Origin of the sequence: Campylobacter sp. RKI_CA19_01128 (genome assembly GCF_025771175.1) — a bacterium.
Lineage (GTDB): Bacteria > Campylobacterota > Campylobacteria > Campylobacterales > Campylobacteraceae > Campylobacter_D.
Genome location: NZ_JAKMPU010000001.1, coordinates 1 through 18,392, shown reverse-complemented (window position 1 = coordinate 18,392; position 18,392 = coordinate 1). Strand labels below are relative to the sequence as shown.

Sequence of the window (18,392 nt, the reverse complement as noted above, 5' to 3'; positions counted from 1 at the left end):
GCAATAAGTGTTCCAAAATATAAGAAAGTAAATGGGAGATAAAATAAAAAGTGAGAGAAAAACACCTTGAATATTCAAGGTGTTTTGGATTTCTTTACTATTGTAATAATCTCATTACATTTTGTTGTACAGCATTAGCCTGACTCATAGCATAAGATCCACTTTGAGCTAGGATGTTATACTTAGCAAAGTTTGCACTTTCTGCTGCAAAGTCTACATCTCTGATGTTTGATTCAGCTGATTTGATATTTACTTGAGTTACGCTGATGTTATTAAGTGTTGCAGTAATTTGATTTTGCACCGCACCAATGTCAGCTCTGATAGCATCAAGATTAGTAATAGCAGTTTCAGCTATATCCATTACAGCCATAGCACCTTTAAGCGTAGTAACACCAGCTTGTTGATCTTTAGCTGCTATTTGACTGTTATTACCAGCACTAATAGCAAATGCAGCGAATTGAGAAGCTCCATCTCCTTTTGCACTAAAGCCAAAAGCATTAGAAAATGCAGTTACTAAAGCTAAGTTTCCACTATTGTAGATTTTAGACATTTCTTTACCACTGCCTATAGAAAATCCTGAACCCGCACTCATGCCACTACCGTCTGAACTCATAAAAGCCTCAATTGATGAAAAAGTAACAACCATTTTTCCGCCGCCCTTATAAGCATTAAAGCCCATAGCATCGGCAATATGAGTATCGATATTACCTTTTGATTCTCTTAAAGAAATTGATGCTTGAGAGATCATATCTCCCGCTCCCATACCTATAGCACTAAGTCCACTTCCTGATATTAAGATATCTTTACCATCATTTTTAACTAATGATAAACGACCATAGTTAGTATAATCATCTTTTAAAATACCTGCTCCAGGTCCCATATTACCAGTGATTTCTATACCTCTACCATCTCTTGAGTTAAGTACTAATCTACCATTGGCATCTTTAGAAGCTTCCACACCTGTGGTATCTTTTACTGAGTTAATAGCTGAAATCAAAGCTCCATTTTCATCACCATCTTTATAATCAACTTTGCCTATCTTAACTCCATTGATAGTAAAATCATCACTTGTAGTACCAGCTTTTATAGCTCCAGCACCAGTAGTTTGAACTAAGAAATTTGCTCTAACACCAGTTATGTCAGCTACCCTGTTAATCTCTTCAGCTAAAGCACCTATACCAGTACCTACTGAAGATGAAATCACTACAGGTTGAAATGTAAAATCATCAATACCATTATAGTTTTTAATAGTAAGTTGAGCCACACCACTACTATGAGACATAGAGCCTGTTTCAAATCTAGTAACACCGATTTTACTTGATTGGGTTGCACCTATACTAGCTTGGATTGTTTGATTTGATTGAGCACCAATTTGAAATTCTTGATTAGTGAAACCACCGCTTAAAAGCTGTTTGCCGTTAAAAGAGGTTGTATTTGCGATATTATCAAGCTCTTCCATCAAACGGTTAATATCAGCTTGAAGCATATTTCTTGTTTTAGTGCTTTGCCCATCTTGAGCAGCTTGAGTTGCTTTTACTTTGATAGTATCTAAGATTTTAAGTTGCTCATCCATAGCTTTATCAGCTGTTTGTAAAATACCTAAAGCATCATTACCATTGTTAATAGCTTGACCTAAAGTATTAGCTTGAGATCTTAAGCTATCTGCTATAGCCATACCTGAAGCATCATCTGCTGCAGAGTTGATTCTAAGACCTGAGCTAAGTCTAGACAAAGAGTTATCCAATGCTCTTGAGTTTAAATTTGCATTGTTTTGAGCATTTAAAGATGCCACGTTAGTATTTATACGAAATCCCATTTTAAATCCTTTTAAATAAATTCAACCGCTTCCATGCCGTTGTTTAGACTATATCGAAAATAAAGAAAAAAATTTTATACTTTTAAAATATTTTATTTGTAACTTAATTTAGATTATTCATTTAAAAACCCATCTAAGCAAAAAATTTAACTTTTTTTTATACACTTTTACTAATTTTAATCCTCACAAGGAAAATAATGAAAAATTTAATCATAGTAGAATCACCTGCTAAAGCTAAAACCATAGGTAATTTTCTAGGTAAAGACTATGAAGTAATAGCTTCTAAAGGCCACATTAGAGATTTACCTAAAACTAGCTTTGGTATAAAAATAGAAGATGAAAATTTTAAACCAGAATATAGAATTTCAAATGATCATTCAAGCTTAGTAAAAGAACTCAAAGAAAAAGCTAAAAAAGCTAAAACCATCTACCTTGCAACCGATGAGGATCGCGAGGGTGAAGCCATAGCTTATCATATAGCCAAGGCTATCAATAAAGATGAAAATTCCCTGCCACGCATAGTTTTTCATGAGATCACTAAAAGTGCTATAGAAAATGCTTTAAAAAACCCAAGATCTTTAAATATAAATAGCGTCAATGCCCAACAAACTAGACGCTTACTTGATCGCATAGTAGGTTATAAATTAAGTCCTTTACTAAATCAAAAAATCCAAAAAGGCTTAAGTGCAGGGCGTGTGCAAAGTGCAGCTTTAAAAATCATCGTCGATAGAGAAAGAGAGATCAAAGCTTTTGTTCCTTTGAAATATTTCAGTATAGATATGATTTTTGAAAAAGACTTACAAGCTGAATTAGTCGAATTTCAAAATCAAAAGATAGAAAAACTAAGTCTAACTAATGAAGATAGAGCTAAGCTTATCTTTGAAGCTTGCAAAAATGCTAACTTTAAAATAAAAGACATAGAAAGCAAAGATAGAAAAATAGCCCCACAAGCACCTTTTATGACCTCAACTTTGCAACAAAGTGCAAGCAATCGTCTTGGTTTTAACCCTAAAAAAACCATGATGATAGCTCAAAAACTTTATGAGGGCGTAAAAACTCATCAAGGTATTATGGGTGTGATTACTTATATGAGAACTGATAGCTTAAATATCGCAAAAGAAGCTTTAGAAGAAGTAAGAAAGCTCATTAAAAGTGATTTTGGTAAAGAGTACTTGCCAAGCAAGGCAAATATTTACACCACCAAAAGCAAAGGCGCCCAAGAAGCACATGAAGCTATAAGACCTACAAATTTAAGTTTTACTCCAAAACTTGCAAGTGAGTTTTTAGAAAAAGATGAAGCAAGATTATATACTTTAATATATAATCGCTTCCTAGCTTCACAAATGAACCCTGCTATCTCTCAAACTCAAAATGTCTATGCAAAATCAAATGAAGCAAGTTTTAAAATAAGTGGTAGAAAAATTTTATTTGATGGGCATTATAAAGTATATGGGGATATGGACAAAGATAAAATTTTACCTAATTTAAAACTAGAAGATACATTAAATATCCAAAATATAGAATTAAACCCACATTTTACCGAGCCACCTTCAAGATACTCTGAAGCTGGGCTTGTTAAAAAGCTAGAAAATCTTGGTATAGGACGCCCTTCAACTTATGCTCCAACCATCTCTTTACTTAGTGCAAGAGAATATGTGCATATAGATAAAAAACAAATCATACCTAATGAAATAGCCTTTGTTGTAACAGAAGTTTTAGAGCAAAACTTTAGCGATATAGTAGATAGTGATTTTACTTCTAAAATGGAAGATAAACTTGACATCATAGCAGAGGGCAAAATGGACTGGCAAGAAGTTTTAAGAGAGTTTTATTTTCCTTTTATGAGAAAAATCGATGAGGGTAAAAAAAATATAAAAAGTCAAAAAACTTTTACAAAATTAGATGAAACCTGCCCTGATTGTGGTGGTGAGCTTGCTATAAGAAAAGGAAGATATGGAGAATTTATAGCTTGTTTAAATTTTCCAAAATGTAAATACTCAAGAAATTTAAAACAAGAAACACAAAATGAAGAAAAAAGTGAGAAAAAGCTCAATACCATAGGCGTAAAATGTCCAAGCTGTCAAGAAGGCGAGATTGTGGAGCGTTTTTCTAAGCGTGGTAAATTTTATGGTTGTAGTGCTTATCCAAAATGCAACTATATAAGCAAATACAAACCAAGTGAAGAAAAATGTAGCGAGTGTGGCGAAACTTTAATCATAAAAGAGCTTAAAAAAGGCACATTTTTAGAGTGCTTAAAATGCAAAATCAAAAAGGAAATATAATGCAAATCATGCTTTGTGCTATATCTAATATAGCAAGTGGAGGATGTGGGGAGGACTGCAAATACTGCACTCAAAGTGCTCATGTGAAAACCAATATCAATAAATACAAAAGAAAAGATATAGATCAAATTGTTTTAGAAGCTAAAATGGCTAAGAAAAATGAGGCTTTGGGTTTTTGTTTAGTTACAGCAGGCGCTGGGCTTGATGATGAAAAACTTGAGTATGTGTGTAAAGTAGCTCATGCAGTGCAAAAAGAAGTAGAAGGACTTTTACTCATAGCTTGCAATGGCATAGCAAATTTAGAACAACTCAAAGAATTAAAAAAAGCAGGAATTTTTTCTTATAATCATAATCTAGAAACTTCCAAAGAATTTTTTCCAAACATTTGCTCTACACATACTTGGGAGCAAAGATTTCAAACTAATCTTTATGCTAAAGAAGCAGGTTTAATGCTTTGCTGTGGTGGAATTTATGGTCTTGGAGAAAGTGAAGCTGATAGAAAAAGTTTTAGAACAAGTTTAAAAGAGCTTGATCCTTTTTCCTCGCCTATTAATTTTTTTATACCAAATGAAAACTTAAAACTTAAACAAGCTTTGCTTGATCCTGATGAGGCATTAAATATCATCAAAGACACTAAAAAAGACTTACCAAATGCACATATCATGGTAGCAGGTGGTAGAGAAGTAGTGCTAAAAGAAAGACAATATGAAATTTTTGACGCAGGAGCTAGTGCTATAGTAGTGGGTGATTATCTTACAACCAAAGGCGAAGAACCTAGCAAAGACATACAAAAACTAAAACAAATGGGATTTAGCTTTGCTAGCTCATGCCATTGATGCTCAAGCTGCTACGGATTTAAAAATTTTATTAGTCGTAGCAGGGTGTTTGCTAACTTCACCTTATATTGCTAAATTTTTAAAACTCCCACTTTCAGCCACTGAAATCATGCTTGGCTCTTTTATAGGATTTTTGGGTTTCATAGGAGAAAGTGAGAATTTTAAGCTTTTAGCTAATGCAGGGTTTTATTATCTTATGTTTATTGCGGGTATGGAGATTAACCTTAAAACCTTTTTAAACACTGAAAGAAGCTTGCTTAATAAAGCTTTTATTTACATTATACTTTTATATGCTTTTAGTGTTTTAGCAGTTGAAAGTATAGATATTTCTTATATTTTTGTCATTATCATACCTGTTATGAGCGTAGGTTTACTCTCAACACTTTATAGAGACTTTGGTAAAAACTGTGAGTGGCTTAATGTATCCATGGTGGTAGCCACTTTGGCTGAAGTTGTAAGCATAGTTTTGCTTACCATAGCTGCAGCATTTTTGGGAAAAGGAGCCGATCTTTTCTCACTCACTCAAAATTTATTATACTTAGTGGGATTTTTAGCACTTTGTATTTTTGGATTTAAATTTTTAGAAGTGCTTTTTTGGTGGTATCCACAGCTTAAAACCATACTCATGCCTTGGCAAGATCAAAACGAAAAAGATATAAGATTTTGCATGGCAATTTTCATAGCCATAGTTGCGATTATGATTTATTTTAAACTTGAAGTTGCACTTGGAGCTTTTATAGCAGGTTCATTTATAGCTACTTTTTTTGATCATAAAAAAGACTTAGAGCATAAACTCTCTAGTTTTGGTTATGGCTTTTTAATCCCTATATTTTTCATCTATATAGGCTCAAGCTTTAAGCTTCAAATGCTTTTAAACCCTCAAGTTTTGCTTATAGCTTTTTCGCTAACTGCCTTTATGATAGGACTAAGAATACTTTGTGCTATGACTTTTGTAAAAATACTTGGTTTAAAAAACACCTTTTTATTTGGCCTAAGCCATTCTATGCCACTAACCTTACTCATTGCAGTAGCTACGCTTTCTTATCAAACCAATATCATCACTCAAGATATATACTCAGGGCTAGTGCTTACTGCTTTACTTGAAGCAATTTTAGCCATTAGCTTAATTAAATTTATTAATAATCTTAGTAGAAAATAATTCTACTAAGTATTTATATAAAATTGCTATACTTTTTTTATGAAAAATTTAGACACACTTTTAAAATTAGCCTTAAAAGCAGGCAAGGAAGCCTCAAAAGTATTGCTTGAATATAAAGACAAAAATACCTTGTGGCTTAAAGATGATGATTCCCCAGTAGGTTTAGCTGATATAAAGTCTAATGAAGTTATTAGTGAGATTTTGGCTTCAAGCGATATAGCTATATGCTCTGAAGAAAATATACTCTCTTATGAAGAAAGAAAAAATTTAGAGTATTTTTGGCTTATAGATCCTCTTGATGGCACTAAATCTTATGCTAAAAAAGATAAAGAATATTGTGTTTTAATCGCATTAATCCACAAAAACACCCCTATACTTTCACTCATAGGCGATGTGGAAAATAATGCATTTTATTATGCACATACTCATACTAAGGTTTATAAAAATAATGAAATTTTAAATCTTAGCTTAGAGCAATACGAAAAGGTTAAAAATATAGCCCTTTACTCTAAAAACCATGATAATAATGAAGATTTTTTCATTCAAAATCATCTTGAAGGTATTAAGGTTTCATCTGCTTTGAAATTTGTATATTTACTTGAAGCAAAAGCTGGAATTTACCCGCGTTTTGGCGGCCCAAAAGCTTGGGATATAGCTGCGGGAGACTTTTTAATCAAACAAAATGGTGGAATTTTATACGATTTTGACAAAAAGGCCTTAAACTACAATAGTCCTGATTTTAAACTTCCAAGTTTTATAGCTTTTGCTAAGAATGAATTTAAATTAAAAGGTTTTTAGTGAGATTTTTTTTAATATTTTTTTGTTTTTTAAGTGCTATTTATGCTAACTCTTTTGCGAATAAAAAAATCATCAAATTACAAAATAACGATGATTTTAGCATCATCAATCTTGAACAAAATATAAATTATGATAAACTCTCACACATTAACACCTTAGCTTTAGTGCCAAGCTATGAAAAAGAATATAATTTTTATTTTTCAAATTTAAAAATCGATGCTAAAAGCATGGCAAAAGACACACTAAAAGCATTAAGTGCTATTTTAAATGAGCAAAATAATTTTGCCTTGCTTAGTCAAAAAGAAAATCAAACTTATATCAATAGCCAAAATATCTTGCAAACAAATAAAAATTTCATCAATGCAAGTGAGTTTTTAGAATTTAATCGTTTTAAAAAGGCTGATTTTATTATTTTGCTAGATTTAAAAAGCATTCAAGCAAGCCAACAAAATTTCTTGCTTTTTTCCAATTTTGAAGTCAAAGCCGACATAGAATACAAACTTTTTAATGCCAAAACAAAAAAACTAAAAGATCATAAAATCCTTACTATCAATACTCAATTTAGCACAAATGATAAAAATAAATCTTATCAAGAATTAGTCCAAGAAATAGCTACAATTGTTTATGAAGATATTAAAAATACTATATAATCACCACTTCTTCTTCTAAAACAATCCCAAATTCTTCAAAAACTCTTTTCTTAGCAAGCTCTATCAAAAATAAAGCATCATCAAAACTAGCGTGTTTTTTATTGATTAAAAAATTTGCATGTTCATTACTAAACATCGCATCATTTTTACTAAAACCTTTAAGATTAACTGCTTCTATCAACCTTCCTGCATGATCGTTTTTGGGGTTTTTAAAAATAGATCCAAAACTAGCGCCTTTGGGTTGATTTTTTCTTGCATTTTTTAAAAGTTCATCTTTAACTGGGTCAAATCCATATTCTAAAAAAAACTTCGCACTAAACATCACTTCTTTAATAGGGTTAAACCTATAAGCAAAAGCGATGTTTTGTTTTAAAATTTCTTGATTAAAAGTGCAAATGCTGATTAAGTTTTTACTAATATCCTCATCTTTTAATCCTGCATTCATTTTTAAAATACCGCCCAAAGTTCCTGGGATATTTCTTAAAAACTCAAAGCCTTTTAGGTTATTTTCTTTAGCAAAATGATACATTTTAAAAGATTTCACACCAGAGCCTATCTCTAAAAACATACCTTTTTCATTTTGCTCTAAAATTTTAATATAATCAAAACTTTTCCCTAAAATTCCAAGTTTTTTAGGCTTTGGAGAAATTAAAAGATTATTTGCCCCACCTATTAAAAAACCATCAAATTCGCAAAGCTCTTCAAGTATTTGTACTTCAAAGCTCTCGCCTATACGCACAGAAGAATACTTAGAAAAATCAATAATCATCTAATAAAGCTTGGAATTTGATTTAAAATATTAGTTGTAAAATCAATCATAGAACTTATCATCCAAGGCATTAAAAATACTATTACCACAACAACAAGTAAAATTTTTGGCACAAAAGAAAGCGTGGCTTCGTTAATTTGCGTTACAGCTTGAAAAATACTTATAATAAGCCCTGCGATAAGCCCTGCTAAAAGCATAGGTAAAGAAAGCATAAGTGTGATTTTAAAAGTTTGTACACCCAAGGCTACTAAAGTACTTTCCATATTTTCTCCTTAAAAATTCAAATTCTATCAAGAATTTCTAAATTCTTCATACTCACTAGGTATAAGATAATCTTTGCTTTTTATTAATTTCTCATAAAATCCATGATTATGCCCAAGCTCAAAAAGCTTATCTATGGCATTGTATTGTTTATCATTCATATTTATAGAGTTTTTATTTGCGTATAAATTTAAATACACATCAAGTTTTTGGGCATCTACGCGTATTAAATTACGCTCTAAAAGCATGGAAGCTAAGATTTTTCTATTATGATCAGCTACTTCTACTGCTTTAATCAAATCTTTTTCAACCGCTATTGCATCATTAAGTGGTAAAGATCTTCTAAGCGCCATACCACCCAAAGGTAAAGGCAAATCATCTTTGGCTAATTCTTGCCAAATATCCCAAAGTTCAGCTTCAACACACAAACTAGAATCAAACTCTAAAATACTCTCATGTATAAGCACTCCTGCATCAACCTCATCTTCTAAAACAGCCTTTTCAATCTCTAAAAAATTCTTATAAACTATCCTAGCTTGTGGGTATTTTATGCGAAAGATTAAAGCATTAGTAGTGTGTGCTCCACTTAAAGCAACTTTAAAATTTGGCTTTAATTTTTTATCTTTTTTCTTAATAAGCTTTGGCCCATAACCCTCACCAAAACTCACCGCAGTTTTTAACAAAGCATATTCGCTAGCTATTAAAGGATAAAGTGCAAAAGATATCGCACTAACATCGTATATATTTTCTAATGCAAGTTCATTTAAAGTTTGTATATCTAAAGCTGTATTTTCATATTCATAAGCATTTCCAACCCAACCAAATTTAACCGCCATATACATAAAAATATCATCAGCATCAGGAGAGTGTGCTACGCTAATTTTTTTATTCATTTTTTTCCTTGAAAAATTTAAAAAAGTATTTTAGCAAAATTCAAAATAAAAACTTATATTAAATTTCTTTTTGATACAATTTTAAACATATTATAAAAGGATTAACAAGTATGGATGATAATAAAAGAAAATCACTTGATGCGGCTTTAAAAAGTCTTGATAAAACCTTTGGAAAAGGTACTATTTTAAGACTTGGCGATAAAGAAGTTGAAAAAATTGATTCTATTCCTACAGGTTCGGTTGGACTTGATTTGGCTTTAGGAATTGGCGGGGTTCCAAAAGGAAGAATTATAGAAATTTATGGGCCTGAAAGTTCAGGTAAAACTACACTTACCTTACACATCATAGCAGAATGTCAAAAAAAAGGTGGAGTTTGTGCGTTTATCGATGCTGAACACGCTCTTGATGTAAGATATGCAAAAAATTTAGGTGTTGATACAGAAAATCTTTACATCTCTCAACCAGACTTTGGCGAGCAAGCCTTAGAAATCGTTGAAACCATAGCAAGAAGTGGAGCCATTGATCTAATAGTAGTAGATAGCGTTGCTGCACTTACTCCAAAAGCAGAAATCGAAGGTGATATGGGAGATCAACATGTAGGTCTTCAAGCAAGATTAATGAGTCAAGCTTTAAGAAAATTAACCGGTATCGTTCATAAAATGAATACTACTGTAATTTTCATCAACCAAATTCGTATGAAAATAGGCATGATGGGCTATGGTACTCCTGAAACAACTACCGGAGGAAATGCTTTAAAATTTTATGCTTCAGTGCGTTTAGATGTAAGAAAAACAGCTACTTTAAAACAAAATGATGAGCCTATTGGAAACCGTGTTAAAGTAAAAGTGGCTAAAAATAAAGTAGCCCCTCCTTTTAAACAAGCTGAATTTGATGTGATGTTTGGTGAGGGTGTAAGCCGTGAAGGCGAGCTAATAGACTATGGTGTAAAACTTGATATTATTGATAAAAGTGGTGCGTGGTTTTCTTATAAAGCTTCTAAGCTTGGTCAAGGTAGAGAAAATGCTAAAGCCTTTTTAAAAGAAAACCCAGCTATTGCAGATGAAATCACTCAAGCCATACAAAACTCAATCGGTATAGATAGTATGATTTTGGGCGCAAAAGAAGACGATGAAGGAGAAGAATAATGTTGATTATTGAAGATTTAAGAGCTTTTGAAGTTTTAGATAGTAGAGGCAATCCTACCATTAAAGCTGAAATCATGTTAAGCGATGGTAGTGTGGGTAGTGCTATCGTTCCAAGTGGTGCAAGCACAGGAAAAAAAGAAGCTTTAGAATTAAGAGACAATGATGAAAGATTTGGCGGAAAAGGTGTTTTAAAAGCGATTGAAAATATCAATGGCACCATAGCTGAAAATATTATAGGGCTTGATGCATTTAATCAAACCCAATTAGATAACACTCTTTTAGAACTTGATGGGACAAAAAACTACTCTAATCTAGGAGCAAATACAACTTTAGGAATTTCTATGGCAACAGCACGTGCTGCTGCTAATGCACTAGGTGTGCCTTTATATCGCTATTTAGGTGGGGCAAATGCAAGCGTATTACCCGTACCAATGTGTAATATCATCAACGGTGGTGCACATGCAAACAATAGCGTAGATTTTCAAGAATTTATGATTATGCCTTTTGGTTTTTCAAGCTTTAAAGAAGGATTAAGATCAGTTTGTGAAATTTATGCAGTATTGAAACAAGAATTAGCTAATCTAGGTCACTCTACTGCCTTAGGCGATGAAGGTGGTTTTGCACCAAATTTAGCAAATAATACAGAACCACTTGATCTTTTAATGACTTGTATTAAAAAAGCAGGCTATGAAAATAAAATCAAACTAGCACTAGATGTAGCAAGTAGTGAGCTTTACAAAGATGGTAAATACCATTTAGAAGGTAAAGTTTTCTCAAGCGAAGACTTAATCGCACGTTATGAAGAATTATGTGCAAAATATCCAATTTTTAGTATTGAAGATGGTTTAGCTGAAGATGATTATGAAGGTTGGATTAAACTCACTCAAAAGCTTGGCAATAAAGTTCAACTTGTAGGTGATGATTTATTTGTAACTAATGAAGATATTTTAAGAGAAGGCATCATGAAAAATATGGCAAATGCTGTATTGATTAAGCCTAATCAAATCGGAACAATCACTCAAACTATGAGAACAGTAAGATTAGCTCATAGAAATAATTATAGATGTATTATGAGCCATAGAAGTGGCGAAAGCGAAGATGCTTTTATAGCTGATTTTGCAGTAGCGCTTAATACAGGGCAAATCAAAACAGGAGCCTTAGCAAGAGGCGAAAGAACTGCTAAATACAATCGCTTATTAGAAATTGAACTTGATAATGATGAGTACCTAGGAGATAAACTCTGAGTGATTTATTAAAAGAGTATGATGAGCATTCCAAAAAAAAGGAAGCTCGTCATCAACTCATCAAGACTATTGCTTTGTCATTTGTAGCTATTATCGTTGCTATGTATTTTGGTAATATGTTTTTTGGTAAATCTTCACTAGATGTGCTACTAACACTCAAAGAAGAGCAAAAAATTTTAGAAAAAAATATCATAACTTTAAAAGCCAAAAATGCTCAAGCTCAAAAAGAATATTTGCAACTTTTAAGACTTAAGGGAGAAAATTCGCATGAGAATTAAATTTTTTATATTATTTTTACTTTCTTGTGTATTTTTAAATGCAAAGGATAATCCTTTTGATAATAATTCAGAACAACAAAACACTGAATTTGTAAAACTCAGTCCTTTTCAAAGACAAGATTTTAACTTTAATTCCGATGCGAGAATTTTAAAAAATATTACCATTACTTATATCAACCTTGATGGTTCTGAAGAACAAACTACCTTAGATATATACAAAAGCATTAACTGGCATGATACCTACTCATTTATAAAAACCAAAAGTCCAAATGCCACGCCTATACTTGATGTATCTGTAACCGTGCCACAAAAACAAGGAAATAAAAACTCAAAAACAGAAGAAAACAACACTACTTTAAACATAGAAACACCACTTTTTAGCGGAAATATTTATAATTTTATTTCTCTTGGTTTTTACAATAACAAAATCAATATCAAAACTCAGGATAAAATACTAAGACATCTTTCTATAGGAGATCCTACTAAAATTATTATAGATTTTGCTAAAAAACAAAATTTTAACACCAAAACACTGCAAGTTAATACAGCACAAGTTAGAAAAGTTGTATTTGGTTCACATAAAGGGTATTATCGTTTGGTAATATATCTTGATGGAAAATACAGTTATAAATATTCACATAGTGAAAACTTACATACATTTAACTATCGCTAAGAGTTTTTAAACTCTTAAGCAAATCTATGATCATAAATAATCATTTGAAATCTTTGGGCTATCATTCTAGCTCTTTCTATAATGATATTTCTTGGTTCATCTTCAAAAACTTCTTGCAAACTCTCGTCAAATAAATTAAGCCAAATATCAAAAAATTCTCTTGGAAATGGAGGTAATTCATGATGAGCTCTCAAAGGTGAACCACTATAGCTTGGATCAGCTAAAAACATCCCTGCCCAAAAACTTGCTATTTTTTCTTTATGTTTTTTCCAACTCTCATCATCTGTGCCGATTTTTTCATTAAAAATAGGTCCTAAATCTTTATCCACTCTAACCTTTGCATAAAAAATATCCATAAGTTTTTTTATACCCTCATGATTAATAGTTTCAAATTTCATGCTTTTCCTTAAAAATAATTTTTACTTATTGTATTAAATTTAGAAATTAAAAATATAAACAAAAGTCAATTTTTAGTATAATTTTAAAAATAAAACTAAAGAAAAACTATGACTTATACTATTTTACCACCCAATCAATTCTTAGATGATTATGTCTTAAATGTGCAATTACATCAATTAGCAAATATCTCTAAAAACGCTTATAAATTTTGGAAAAACGTTCAAGCAGCACGCTATCAAGGTACAAGAGTGGTATTTTTAAACAAAAAAAGTATTTTAAAAAAACACCAACATCTTATACAAAAATGTGAAAATTTAAGTGGCTATGTGTTAGCAAGTGCTTTTTGCTCATTTACAACCCTAGCCCCATCTCATTTAGTAGAAAAAAATAATTCTCAAATTTATAAAATCTTAGATATAAAAGAAGTATGTGGGGTTAAATTTGTAAATTTAAAGGCATTTTACGATCTTTTAAAGCTAGATTATAATTATAATATTTACATCGAAAAATGCCATTTTTTTAGTCCCACTCCTTTGGAAAAGCGTATTAAAATCACTGAGAGTATGTGCGTTGGGTATTACTAAGATATTTAAACATCAAAGCACAAATAAGTGAGATTATAGCCATAGCTAACATATAAAATCCTAAAGAAAAACGAGCGATATTTTCTAAATTTCCTAAAGCAATAGTATGTAAAAATAAAGCAAGTTGCGGGGTAAACCCACCGGCTAATGCATAAGCTATATTATATGAAAAACTAAGTCCTGAAAATTTAATCTTAGCATCAAATACTTCACTCATCATTAAAGGGCAAAAATTCATCACTCCAGCAAAAAAACAAGCACTCAAATAATACACACTCACTGTATTAAAATCAGGTGTTTTAGTATAAAGAGCATTAAAATAAAACAAGCAAGTTAAGAAAAATCCTAATGAAAAAACCACACAAACTTTCACTATACCTATTTTATCAGCCAACATTCCACTTAATATACAGCCAGTTACAAGCACAACTATACCAAGCATTTGCATATAAGTTTGAACGCTTGCATCAATACTTAACATTTTTGCCATAAAAGAAGGTATGATTAAAATCATCACAACAATGCAAGCAGTTAAAACCCAAGTTATCAACATAGAAAGCACAACACCTAGCTTAGCCTTTTTAAACACTTCTTTTAAAGGGAATTTTTCTAAGGCTTTATCTTTTTTCATTTGCTCAAAAACAGGAGTTTCTCTTAAAAATTTACGCAAATAAGCAGAAATGATCCCAAAAATTCCTCCCAAGAAAAATGGAATTCTCCATGCCCACTCATAAAGCTCTTCTTGCGTGAAAAGTTTATTCATCATCAAAAACACAAAACTACCAAGTAAAATTCCACCTACCACAGAAGCTGTTAAAATTCCAAGATAAGTGCGTTTTTGACCCTTTGGAGCATGCTCAAATACAAAAACCCAAGCACCAGGTAATTCCCCACCTATAGCTATACCTTGACAAATCCTTACAAATACTAAAAATACTATACATAAATACCCTATACTTTCATAAGCAGGTATAAAAGCAAGCATAAAAGTTGGCACAACCATCAGCAAAATACTAAGCATAAACATTTTCTTACGGCCAAATTTATCGCCAAAATGAGCCATAACTATACCGCCAAGCGGTCTAGCTAAATATCCTGCAGCAAAAATTCCATAAGTATTAAACATTTGCCAAAATGGACTTAAATTTTCAGGAAAGAAATTTTTAGAAATATAACTTGCAAAAAATACAAAAATGATAAAATCATAAAATTCTAAAGTCCCTCCCAAAGAAGAAAGACCTAAAACTTTTATATCTTTTTTACTAAGATTTTTACTCACTCTTAATCCATCTCATAAGTATCATCATCACTATAATCATCATCGTATTCATAATCATCATCATCATAATTATACGATCTTTGATTATTTACATAAGTATCATCATCTGTTTCATCATACATTTCATCATCGTAATTTTCAAATTCTTCATCATCATAAGCCATTATAAATCCTTTAAAATTTTTTAGTAGTATTTTAATATAAAAATATACATTTTGGTATAATTTTTCAAACTTTACTTAAGGAAAAATATGAATTTAACGCATTTAGATGAAAAAAATCATCCCAAAATGGTAGATGTAAGTCAAAAAGATATCACCCAAAGAGAAGCTTGTGCAAGCGGTAAAATATACATGAGCAAAGAAGCATTTGAAGCTATCATTGAAAATAAAGCTAAAAAAGGACCTGTTTTGCAAACTGCCATCACAGCAGCCATCATGGGAGCTAAGCAAACTTCAAATCTCATTCCAATGTGCCATCCTTTAATGATTTCAAAAGTACAAACTCACATAGAAGAAAACAAAGAAGAATATTCTTTTAAACTTTTTGTGACCGTAAAATGCGAAGGAAAAACCGGAGTTGAAATGGAAAGCTTAACTGCTGTTAGCATTGGGCTTTTAACTATTTATGATATGGTTAAAGCTATTGATAAAAGCATGCAAATTACTGATATAGTTTTAGAAAGCAAAGAAGGAGGAAAAAGTGGTAAATATCTGCGATCTTAAAAAAGAACCTATTATAAACTACCCTACTTTTTGGGATTACAAAGTCGTTTTTGAAGCTGGAGTTGATGCTTTGGAAGTTTTTACTCAAATACTAAATGAAAGAGAATTTAAATACAAAATCTCAAATACTAGCAAACAAGGAACATACAAAAGCTATCTTTTAAGTGTTTATGTAGATAGCAAAAGTGACCGTTTAAATATTTTTAATCAATTAAAAAGTAAAGCCAAATTTGTACTATAAAAAGGAAAAACTATGAAAAATTTAGCCATTATTTTTGAAAATTCTCTCTTAGCTTGTGAAAAAAACGAAATTCCAAACTTAATTAGCGAGCTTGTTTTTAGTCTAAGTTATAAAAAAATTAGTTTTGAAAATACTAGCAATGAAGAACTTTTTGCCATCTTTTCTAAGGTATTAGAAAAACTTGAACTTATAAATGAAGAAAATATTTCTAGAATAATCCAAGGTATCATCAAAGCTAGAGTGGAAGAGGATAAAAAAGCATTTTTTGCTTATATTAATGAATATGGCAAATTAAAAGTAAAAATCGAAGAACAAAAAAACACCATTAAGCGTAAAATTTGTGATAATTTTTTTGACTTAGAAAAAATCTTAAAGAATTTGAATTTAAATGAATTTAATATAAGCATTAATGATGCAATGCTTTATGATATAGAAATACTAGGTCTTTTAAAAGAAACTGCCGAAAGTGCTTTTATCACAACCTTAGAAAAAGGAGAAAATATAGAGCTTACTTCTTGTGAGATTGCTAAAAATTTAGTCTTTAATGCAATTTGTGAAGGAAGTTTTGAAAAAGAAAGAATTTTAAAAATCTCCCAAGTAGTTTTAAATGCAGCTTTTGAACTTGCTAATGAATCACAAGCCTTTGCTTATGATTTATGTATTGGAAGTATTTATGGAGCGCAAGAAGGAATTTCTTTAGCGATTGAAAAATTTAAATCAAGCTTTGCATATAGTGCCTTAGAATATGATTTAAAAAACAAAGAAAAAGAACTCATAGATATAGAACAAGAATTTATTCAAATGCTTAAAAAAATATCATCAGAACTTGACAATCCCGTAAAAGACATACTCAAAGATTTATTAGAAAATAAATTTGACACTTTATTTGCTAAATTTAAACGTCTCATACAAGAAAATAGAGAACAAATCCTTATTAAAATAAATGAAATTAAACAAAATCCAAAAATTGACGACTTTAGCAAGCTAGCACAAAATAAACTTAACATTCTAGCCAAAGAGCTAAGCGAGCTTGAAAAACTTGCTAGTCATAAATATAAAAGTTTAGATAAAAATAATGCAAAAGAATTGGGAGTAAGATTGTGGGAAAAAATTAACAAACTAATAAAAAAATATTAAAAAACAAAAGTTACCATTTTGTCAAATACATCAGATGAAAGAGGTAACTAATGTTTAAAAATTTTAATTTAACTACAAAAATGATTTTAATTTTATCTTCTGTAATATTTATTGGCATAGGAATTTTATCTGTAACGATAATCTCAAAAAGCCAAGAAATGCTTAATGATGAAGCTCATAAACTTTTATTAAGTAGCGCCAATAGATACTCAAATGGGATTCAAGCAATTACCCAAAACGCATATTCAACACTAGAAACAGCGCAAGGCGTTATTAAAAATTTTGCAAATAAAGATAATAACTTAGATATAGAAGATCTTAAAATTTTAATAAGCAGTATGCTAGATTCAAATTCTTGGACTTATTTTGCATATATTCATCTTAACCAATACCACGGCAATAATCCTTTAAATCTTACTCCGTCAGGAAAGTTTTTATTATTAGCAAAAGATGAAAATCCACAACAAAAAGGATCAATTAAATTCATCCAAGCTGAAGAAGTAATCTTACAACAAAATTCTCTCATAAAAGCTTTACAAACCAAGCAACCTGCCGTTGGAAGACCTAGAGATTATTCTATAAATGGAGAAAAATTATACTTAGTAAACATTGTTTTACCAATTTTTGGAAAGAATAACGAAACAATTGGTGCAATAGGTATGCTTGTGCGCATTGATTTATTGAGAGAAGAATTAAATGATCCAAATAAGAGTTTATTTGCAAATGACCAACGTTTATTGATTTCAAGTGATGGTTTAATCATATCTAGTCCAAAAGCAGAATATGTTGGAAAAATCATCACAGAAATTAATCCTCATCCTAGTGCAAAAACAATACTAGACATGCAAAGCACCAAAACCAATGGTTTATTTACTTTTATACCTGCTTCTACAAATGAAGAAAATTTAGCCCAGCTTGTAAATTTTGATCTTTGGGAGGGTTCTAATGATCATTGGAGTGTTGTAACTATAGCACCAAAAAAATCAGTGGAAAAGCCTGCTGATTCTTTAGCATTTATTATATTTGCAATTTCTGCAATTGTGCTTTTTATTATTATTAGTGTGATTTATTTTTATGTTAAAAAAAGTGTTGTTGGAACAATTCATAAACTTCAAATCGGCCTAAACTCTTTCTTTGACTTCATCAATCATAAAACTAAAGATTCTGCTATGATAGATGTTAAAACAAATGATGAGCTTGGTGCTATGGCAAAAGCAATCAAC

The 18,392-nt window shown here is 31.0% G+C and carries 21 protein-coding genes; 14 read left to right on the top strand and 7 right to left on the bottom strand.

From position 1 onward, the window contains the following. Positions 1–97: 97 nt before the first annotated feature. Positions 98–1,816, bottom strand: coding sequence for a flagellin A (locus tag L8U98_RS00105; RefSeq protein ID WP_263724727.1), 1,719 nt, complete (start codon positions 1,814–1,816; stop codon positions 98–100). 197 nt (positions 1,817–2,013) lie between these two features. Between L8U98_RS00105 and topA the strand changes: the two genes are divergently transcribed. The 5 genes from topA to L8U98_RS00080 are packed head-to-tail and all read left to right on the top strand — an operon-like array spanning position 2,014 to position 7,541. Then, positions 2,014–4,098 carry a type I DNA topoisomerase gene (gene topA / locus L8U98_RS00100; protein ID WP_412175036.1) on the top strand — a complete coding sequence of 695 codons (2,085 nt, stop codon included), beginning with the start codon at positions 2,014–2,016 and terminating at the stop codon, positions 4,096–4,098. Beyond that, complete coding sequence (locus L8U98_RS00095) at positions 4,098–4,934, top strand: biotin synthase (protein ID WP_263724728.1); 837 nt, start codon at positions 4,098–4,100, stop codon at positions 4,932–4,934. The genes topA and L8U98_RS00095 overlap by 1 nt, the downstream gene beginning before the upstream one ends. Continuing rightward, the gene (locus tag L8U98_RS00090) at positions 4,915–6,093 is read left to right on the top strand and encodes a cation:proton antiporter (protein WP_087685281.1); all 1,179 of its coding nucleotides are present in this window, start codon (positions 4,915–4,917) and stop codon (positions 6,091–6,093) included. The genes L8U98_RS00095 and L8U98_RS00090 overlap by 20 nt, the downstream gene beginning before the upstream one ends. A gap of 39 nt (positions 6,094–6,132) precedes the next feature. Then, positions 6,133–6,891, top strand: a complete 759-nt coding sequence (locus L8U98_RS00085; protein ID WP_263724729.1) for a 3'(2'),5'-bisphosphate nucleotidase CysQ — start codon at positions 6,133–6,135, stop codon at positions 6,889–6,891. After that, the gene (locus L8U98_RS00080) at positions 6,891–7,541 is read left to right on the top strand and encodes a hypothetical protein (protein WP_263724730.1); all 651 of its coding nucleotides are present in this window, start codon (positions 6,891–6,893) and stop codon (positions 7,539–7,541) included. Before L8U98_RS00085 ends, L8U98_RS00080 begins: the two co-directional genes overlap by 1 nt. On the opposite strand, the gene L8U98_RS00075 is transcribed toward L8U98_RS00080, so the two are convergent. Genes L8U98_RS00075 through L8U98_RS00065 form a run of 3 tightly spaced genes read right to left on the bottom strand, consistent with a single transcriptional unit; the run spans position 7,534 to position 9,464 of the window. Then, positions 7,534–8,310 (bottom strand): UDP-N-acetylmuramate dehydrogenase, encoded by a 777-nt coding sequence (locus L8U98_RS00075; RefSeq protein ID WP_263724731.1) that lies wholly within the window; start codon positions 8,308–8,310, stop codon positions 7,534–7,536. The two genes, L8U98_RS00080 and L8U98_RS00075, sit on opposite strands and share 8 nt — an antisense overlap. Further along, a complete protein-coding gene (gene fliQ / locus L8U98_RS00070) occupies positions 8,307–8,573 on the bottom strand; it encodes a flagellar biosynthesis protein FliQ (RefSeq protein ID WP_012660903.1) in 267 nt (88 codons plus the stop codon). The genes L8U98_RS00075 and fliQ overlap by 4 nt, the downstream gene beginning before the upstream one ends. Before the next feature lie 27 nt (positions 8,574–8,600). Then, complete coding sequence (locus L8U98_RS00065; protein ID WP_263724732.1) at positions 8,601–9,464, bottom strand: menaquinone biosynthesis family protein; 864 nt, start codon at positions 9,462–9,464, stop codon at positions 8,601–8,603. 110 nt (positions 9,465–9,574) lie between these two features. Between L8U98_RS00065 and recA the strand changes: the two genes are divergently transcribed. The 4 genes from recA to L8U98_RS00045 all read left to right on the top strand — a co-directional run bounded on the left by recA (position 9,575) and on the right by L8U98_RS00045 (position 12,804). Continuing rightward, positions 9,575–10,609 carry a recombinase RecA gene (gene recA, locus L8U98_RS00060; protein ID WP_087700900.1) on the top strand — a complete coding sequence of 345 codons (1,035 nt, stop codon included), beginning with the start codon at positions 9,575–9,577 and terminating at the stop codon, positions 10,607–10,609. Then, on the top strand, positions 10,609–11,853 hold the full coding sequence (eno, locus tag L8U98_RS00055; protein WP_263724733.1) for a phosphopyruvate hydratase: 1,245 nt from the start codon (positions 10,609–10,611) through the stop codon (positions 11,851–11,853). The genes recA and eno overlap by 1 nt, the downstream gene beginning before the upstream one ends. Before the next feature lie 74 nt (positions 11,854–11,927). Beyond that, positions 11,928–12,131 carry a hypothetical protein gene (locus L8U98_RS00050; protein ID WP_052241300.1) on the top strand — a complete coding sequence of 68 codons (204 nt, stop codon included), beginning with the start codon at positions 11,928–11,930 and terminating at the stop codon, positions 12,129–12,131. After that, positions 12,121–12,804: an AMIN domain-containing protein gene (locus L8U98_RS00045; RefSeq protein ID WP_263724734.1), complete on the top strand. Its 684-nt coding sequence runs from the start codon at positions 12,121–12,123 to the stop codon at positions 12,802–12,804. The genes L8U98_RS00050 and L8U98_RS00045 overlap by 11 nt, the downstream gene beginning before the upstream one ends. A gap of 14 nt (positions 12,805–12,818) precedes the next feature. On the opposite strand, the gene L8U98_RS00040 is transcribed toward L8U98_RS00045, so the two are convergent. Continuing rightward, the gene (locus L8U98_RS00040; protein WP_263679710.1) at positions 12,819–13,202 is read right to left on the bottom strand and encodes a group III truncated hemoglobin; all 384 of its coding nucleotides are present in this window, start codon (positions 13,200–13,202) and stop codon (positions 12,819–12,821) included. A 108-nt stretch (positions 13,203–13,310) separates the two neighbouring features. On the opposite strand from L8U98_RS00040, the gene L8U98_RS00035 reads away from it, so the two are divergent. After that, positions 13,311–13,787: a cysteine permease gene (locus L8U98_RS00035; RefSeq protein ID WP_263724735.1), complete on the top strand. Its 477-nt coding sequence runs from the start codon at positions 13,311–13,313 to the stop codon at positions 13,785–13,787. Here the strand turns inward: L8U98_RS00035 and L8U98_RS00030 are convergent. Together L8U98_RS00030 and L8U98_RS00025 are read right to left on the bottom strand one after the other, a co-directional pair. Then, positions 13,756–15,066, bottom strand: coding sequence for an MFS transporter (locus L8U98_RS00030; RefSeq protein ID WP_263724736.1), 1,311 nt, complete (start codon positions 15,064–15,066; stop codon positions 13,756–13,758). The two genes, L8U98_RS00035 and L8U98_RS00030, sit on opposite strands and share 32 nt — an antisense overlap. Before the next feature lie 2 nt (positions 15,067–15,068). Further along, positions 15,069–15,230 carry a highly acidic protein gene (locus tag L8U98_RS00025; RefSeq protein ID WP_039667884.1) on the bottom strand — a complete coding sequence of 54 codons (162 nt, stop codon included), beginning with the start codon at positions 15,228–15,230 and terminating at the stop codon, positions 15,069–15,071. A gap of 87 nt (positions 15,231–15,317) precedes the next feature. Here L8U98_RS00025 and moaC point away from each other — a divergent pair, with 87 nt between their 5' ends. From moaC to L8U98_RS00005, 4 genes are all read left to right on the top strand, one after another. After that, on the top strand, positions 15,318–15,791 hold the full coding sequence (gene moaC, locus L8U98_RS00020; RefSeq protein ID WP_263684305.1) for a cyclic pyranopterin monophosphate synthase MoaC: 474 nt from the start codon (positions 15,318–15,320) through the stop codon (positions 15,789–15,791). Then, positions 15,769–16,032 carry a DUF493 family protein gene (locus L8U98_RS00015; RefSeq protein ID WP_039667882.1) on the top strand — a complete coding sequence of 88 codons (264 nt, stop codon included), beginning with the start codon at positions 15,769–15,771 and terminating at the stop codon, positions 16,030–16,032. Before moaC ends, L8U98_RS00015 begins: the two co-directional genes overlap by 23 nt. Positions 16,033–16,044: 12 nt before the next feature. Continuing rightward, positions 16,045–17,169, top strand: coding sequence for a hypothetical protein (locus L8U98_RS00010; protein WP_263724737.1), 1,125 nt, complete (start codon positions 16,045–16,047; stop codon positions 17,167–17,169). A gap of 50 nt (positions 17,170–17,219) precedes the next feature. After that, a partial coding sequence (locus L8U98_RS00005; RefSeq protein ID WP_263737832.1) for a cache domain-containing protein occupies positions 17,220–18,392 on the top strand: 1,173 nt, incomplete at its 3' end.